General features: G+C 72.1%; 1 protein-coding gene. It reads right to left on the bottom strand.

All coding sequences use genetic code 11. The features are described from left to right. Positions 1-287: hypothetical protein (locus AAEY80_RS14435; RefSeq protein WP_502945559.1), on the bottom strand; the 287-nt coding region annotated here is incomplete at both ends.

Raw genomic sequence — 287 nt, 5'->3', positions numbered from 1 at the left:
GCCGCGTGCAGCGCGCCGTCCGCTTCGATCGTGACCGAGCAGCCGTCGATGCGCGCGAGGTCGGCGTCGGTGCCGCCGAACAGATAGAGCGGATGAAAGCCGCCGGTGGCCGCGCCTTGCTGCTTCGCCGGATCGAGCAGCGCGACCGCCGACGCGCCGCTGCAATGGACGAGCGCCTGACTGGCGGCGCGCGATGCGTCGAAGCGCAGTGCGGCGGCGCTCGACGCGAGATGATCGTCGGGCGTCGTCAGGAAGATCAGGTCGGCGGCGTCGACCACCTGCTGCGC

The organism is Psychrobacter sp. 78a-MNA-CIBAN-0178, assembly GCF_040309625.1.
GTDB lineage: Bacteria > Pseudomonadota > Gammaproteobacteria > Pseudomonadales > Moraxellaceae > Psychrobacter > Psychrobacter okhotskensis.
The sequence above is the reverse complement of the archived record's forward strand: the minus strand, read 5'-3'. Positions and strand labels throughout refer to the sequence as shown.